This is a genomic window from Rhodococcus sp. IEGM 1370, from assembly GCF_033142325.1.
In the GTDB taxonomy this organism is placed as follows: Bacteria; Actinomycetota; Actinomycetes; order Mycobacteriales; family Mycobacteriaceae; genus Rhodococcoides.
In genome coordinates, this window is sequence record NZ_JAWLRY010000043.1 from 1 (window position 1) to 4582 (window position 4582).

The 4582-nt window shown below is 63.9% G+C and carries 2 protein-coding genes and 1 pseudogene; all 3 read right to left on the reverse strand.

Going from position 1 to position 4582, the window contains the following annotated elements; translation table 11 throughout:
- Positions 1–142: 142 nt before the first annotated feature.
- Entirely contained in the window at positions 143–1147 is a 1005-nt protein-coding gene (locus R4P47_RS24765; protein WP_317786054.1) for a beta-ketoacyl-ACP synthase III, read from the reverse strand.
- A gap of 100 nt (positions 1148–1247) precedes the next feature.
- The gene (locus R4P47_RS24770) at positions 1248–2144 is read right to left on the reverse strand and encodes an alpha/beta fold hydrolase (RefSeq protein WP_269596370.1); all 897 of its coding nucleotides are present in this window, start codon (positions 2142–2144) and stop codon (positions 1248–1250) included.
- 109 nt (positions 2145–2253) lie between these two features.
- A pseudogene (gene lysX / locus R4P47_RS24775) lies at positions 2254–4512 on the reverse strand (bifunctional lysylphosphatidylglycerol synthetase/lysine--tRNA ligase LysX); the annotation flags it as partial.
- Between the last annotated feature and the right edge of the window lie 70 nt (positions 4513–4582).

A 4582-nucleotide genomic window follows, 5' to 3' on the forward strand; every position in this document is an offset into this window, starting at 1 on the left:
CATCGTCGATCCTTCCCACCAAGCTGAGCTCGGCGTGTCGAACCAAGGACCGGATCAACCGTTATTCAGACAGTCCCACATCGAGTGCACTGGGGGCTGCGGGTGCACTCGGGAATTGGTGCACTCGGGTGTGGATGTGCGACTACAGGTTGGGGAGTTTGACTACCTGTCCGGCGTAGGACAGTCCGGCACCGAAGGCGAGTAGCAGTGCTGTATCTCCTGCTTTTGTTTTGCCGGTGCGCAGGAGTTCTTCCATGGCCAGGGGGATCGAGGCTGCCGAGGTGTTGCCGGTTTCGGCGATGTCGTTGGCGACCGGGGTGCCGTCGGCGAGGTTCAGGCTTTTGGCCAGCAGTTCGGTGATGCGGCTGTTGGCCTGGTGGGGGATGAAGGCGTGCAGTTCGTCGGTTTTGATGCCGGCGACGTCGAGGACTCGCTGCGCGGCCTTGCCCATTTCGAATGCGGCCCAGCGGAAGACGGAGATTCCGTTCATCCGGATCCAGGGGCGCTCGAGGCCCTCTTCGGTGATGTAGTCGTACCAGTCGGTTGTCTGGACGATGGCGTCGGATTGCGAGCCGTCGGAGCCCCAGACGGCGGGCCCGATCTCGGTTTCGTCGCTCTGTCCGACCACCACGGCACCGGCGCCGTCGGCGAAGATGAAGCGGGTGGTGCGGTCGTAGGGGTCGGTGGTGACGCTGAGCTGTTCTGCACCGATGACGAGCACGTACTTGGAGGTTCCGGCCTTGACCAGGTCCGATGCGACGGCGAGGGAGTAGCAGAAGCCTGCGCAGCCGGCGCAGATGTCGAATGCGGCCGGTCCCTTGGTGCCGAGTCCGTGCGCTACTTTCGCCGCTGCTTGGGGTGTCAGTTCGAGATGCGTCGAGGTGGCGACGATGACGGTATCGACTTGGTCGGCCGTGATTCCGCTGGCCTCGAGAGCCTTGCGGCCTGCCGCGATGGACATCTCGACGACGTTTTCCTTGGGATCGGCGAAGCGCCGGTTCTTGATTCCCGAACGCGTCTGGATCCACTCGTCGCTCGAGTCGATGAATTCGCAGATCTCGTCGTTGGTCACGACTCGCTCGGGGCGGTGAACGCCGAGTCCGAGTAGTTTCGACTGTCGTCCCTGCGTCGTGCTGATCGCACCCATCTTCAATTTCCTCTCGTGCTACCGCGCCATCGCCGAGCTTCGGCTCGGGTCTTGGGCTGCGGGCTCGGTGACACACGTTACGTGCGTCGCCGCGAGGGGTTCACACCAGTTCGGTGATGAGGGCCGCGACCTCGGCGGGCTTGTCGATCATGGCGTGGTGGTGGGCGGGTATCACGACGGTGAAGTCGGCACGCAGATACGCGGCGAGCTTGCGTTGAGTTCTGATCCATCTCTTGCCCCACGGGGAGGGTCGTCCGGTGTGTGCGGCCGCCACGATGACGGGCACGACGAGTCGGAACTGTTTGCGAATGTGGTTCAGTTCGACGGCGAGATCCGGGTAGACGACGTCTTCGGTCAGCGCGGCGGCGAGGTAGGTGGGTCGGCGATAGATGTCGTCGACCCAGTCGAATGTCTCCTGAGGTGTGCCGTCGGGCGGCGTCGCCTGATTGAGGACGCGGCGCACGCGCGGTCCGAACAGCTTCTGGACGCCGGTCTTGCTGAGCACGGTTGCGATCAGGTGTGCGGTCTGGATGCGCACGGCCGCCGGGATGAAGCGGCGGGGGTCGGATTCTGCGCTGGAATCGAGCAAAAGAATCCCGCGGATGCGCGACGGGTACAGCCGGGCGACGGCTTCTGCGTAGAAGCCGGCAATCGAATGACCCGCGACGACGGCCGGTTCGGTGACTCCGAGTGCGTCGAGGACGCCGACGATCCTGTCTGCCTCCCCGCGGACGGTGGGGGTGGCTCCGGCCGGAAGTGGATCGCTGAGTCCGAACCCGGGGCGGTCGAGAACGACCATGTGATGGTGTGCGCTCAGGATGTCGACGGTGTCGTTCCAGTCGAACCAATTGCTGCCGAGGCCCCCGCAGAGGACGACCGTGGGGCCCGTACCGCGGACGAACAGATGTAGACGTTGTCCGTCCACCTCGACGTACTGACCGGGAGGATGTTTCACGGGAAACAACGCACTGCGTTCGACTCGATCCCCGCTGTCCATGTCTGGTTCCCCACGATGCTTTGCCGACCTGTCGTCTGTTTCACGCTCCAGTTTCCATCATCTTGCCGGTTTTGCACACCTGCCCTCGCGGACCGGTCGCGCAGGAAGGTCATTGACGCGGCTTGGCCAGCGGAAATGCGAGCGTCTCGCGAATGCTGCCACCGGTGATGAGCATGACGACCCGGTCGACGCCCATGCCGAGACCACCGGTCGGCGGCATTCCGTGCTCGAGCGCCTGCAGGAAGTCCTCGTCCAAGCTCATGGCCTCCTCGTCGCCGCCGGCCGCCAGCAGCGACTGTTCGGTGAGGCGCTGCCGTTGATCGACCGGGTCGGTCAATTCGCTGTACGCGGTCCCCAACTCGACACCCCACGCCACGAGATCCCACTTCTCCGCAACTCCCGGGATGCTTCGATGCGGCCTCGTCAACGGCGACATCGACGTCGGGAAGTCCTTGTAGAAGGTGGGGAATTCGGTGTAGTCCTCGACGAGATGCTCGTACATTCCCTGTGCGACGGCTCCTGCATCCCAGGTCTTCTCGTACGGAATGTCGTTCTCGTCGCACAGTCGTTGCAGTTCGTCGAGGGGAGTCGACGGTTCGACGGGTACGCCCAACTTCTCGGCGACGGCACCGTGTAGCGTCTTGACGGGCCACTCACCGGAGATGTCGATCTCGATCATCTCCCCGTTCGGACCGTCCGGGCGCAGGATGATCTCGCGTCCGTGCGCCGCGACGGCAGCCCGCTGAATCAGCTCGCGGCACAGCACCATTGCGCGTTCGTAGTCGCTGTGGGCCTCGTACGCTTCGAGGATCGTGAACTCGGGATTGTGTTTGAAGTCCGCTCCTTCGTTGCGGAACACCCGCCCTATCTCGAACACCTTCTCCATGCCTCCGACGCACAGGCGCTTGAGATACAGCTCAGGGGCGATGCGCAGGTAGAGATCGAGGTTGTAGGCATTGATGTGGGTGACGAACGGCGCGGCGTTCGCGCCACCGTGCACCTGCTGCAGAATCGGGGTCTCGACTTCCATGTACCCGCGCTCTCCGAGCGAATCACGCAGGGATTTCACCACATTCGAGCGCGCGATCAGCAGAGCACGAGCATCCCGATTGATCGCCAGGTCCACATACCGTTGCCGCACCCGCGCTTCCGGGTCGGTGAGACCGCGATACTTGTCCGGCAGCGGATGCAGGCACTTTGCGTTCATTCGCCAGTCGGTCGCGAGCAGCGAGAGCTCGCCACGCCTGCTGTACCCGATGGCACCGCTGACCTCGATGAGGTCACCCAGGTCGAAGTCGGCATCGAATTCCTCGATTCTGTCGCCGACGCGTTCGCGGTCGAACAGCACCTGAATGTCTGCCGACCAGTCCCGAATGACGGCGAAGGACACGCTGCCGTAGTCACGGATACGCAGAATGCGTCCGGCGATTCGCACCGTCGTGCCCTGCGGCGACGCCACAGCAGCCTCGACGGTGTGGGTCGGGGGATAGGCGACGGGATAGCCCTCGGTGCCCTCGCGTTCGAGGCGATCGAGCTTCGACATGCGCACGCGCACCTGGTCGGGACGCTTGCGGCCCGGCGTCGGCTCGTCCGGAACGCTGTCCGGGCCACTGCCGTCGGGATGAATGTCGTCGGCGTCGGCCAGAGCGGCGGGGACCGCAACGTGGGAACCGGTGTGCTTCGAGGCGCGTCGGAAGGTCGGGAGAGTCAGAAAGCCTTCGGCGATGGCCGACGCGACGCCGACCTTGGGCAACACTCGATTGTCGGCGAAGCACAGATAGCGCGGCTCCCATTCCGGAAGGTACTTCACGTTCGAGCGATACAGCGCCTCGAGCTGCCACCACCGGGAGAAGAACACCAGCACGCTGCGCCAGATGCGCAGCACCGGTCCGGCACCGATCCGGCTGCCCTCCTCGAACGCCGCGCGGAACACGGCGAAGTTCAGCGAAATCTTGCCGACACCGAAATGATCTGCGCTGGTGGCGAGCTCGGTCACCATCAACTCGATCACCCCGTTGGGCGACGCCGGATCCCGCCGCATCAGATCCAGCGACGCACCGGTACGACCCCACGGCACCAGCGAGAGAACGCCGATCACCTTCTCACCCTGAACCGCCTGCACGAGAAGACAATCGCCGTCGAGCGGGTCACCCAGCCGACCCAACGCCATCGAAAAGCCGCGCTCGGTCTCGGTATCGCGCCACGCATCCGCGCAGGCAATGATCTCCGACATCTCCTCCGACGAAATATCCCGATGACGACGCACGGTGACCACGACACCCGCTTTGCGAGCCCGGTTGACCGCCTGACGCACGGGGCGCATCTCGCGTCCATTGAGGTTGAAATCTTTGGTTTTGAGGATTGAATCACCCTAGGTTCTGTGCCGCCTCCAGTTGGGGCTGATCCTCGGTGGTGAGGTCAGCGTAGTGGAGTGTTTC

Coding starts and splice junctions, on each gene's coding strand:
- R4P47_RS24765 (WP_317786054.1), bottom strand. CDS start 1,147: ATGGGTGCGATCAGCACGACGCAGGGACGACAGTCGAAACTACTCGGA.
- R4P47_RS24770 (WP_269596370.1), bottom strand. CDS start 2,144: ATGGACAGCGGGGATCGAGTCGAACGCAGTGCGTTGTTTCCCGTGAAA.